Source organism: Pseudomonas sp. E45-MNA-CIBAN-0222, from assembly GCF_040310405.1.
GTDB classification, from domain to species: Bacteria; Pseudomonadota; Gammaproteobacteria; order Pseudomonadales; family Pseudomonadaceae; genus Stutzerimonas; species Stutzerimonas stutzeri_AC.
Map to the genome: position 1 here is coordinate 1 of NZ_JBEOPU010000180.1, position 252 is coordinate 252.

The 252-nt window shown below is 46.4% G+C and carries 1 protein-coding gene; it reads left to right on the forward strand.

All coding sequences use genetic code 11. From position 1 onward, the window contains the following. On the forward strand, positions 1 to 252 hold a 252-nt coding region (locus AAEZ08_RS23245; protein WP_500125223.1), incomplete at both ends, for an ATP-binding cassette domain-containing protein.

Sequence of the window (252 nt, forward strand, 5' to 3'; positions counted from 1 at the left end):
GCGCTATGGCAAACGTTGGGTCGTCAAAGATGTCTCGTTTTCTGTTGATCAAGGTCAAGTGGTTGGATTATTAGGCCCTAATGGTGCCGGTAAAACCACCAGTTTTTATATGGTCGTCGGACTGGTTAACATGGATAAAGGCAGCGTCAGCTTAGGCAACATGGATTTATCCAAATATGCCATGCATGAGCGTGCTCGTGCTGGTATTGGCTATTTGCCGCAAGAAGCCTCTATCTTCCGCAAACTGTCTAT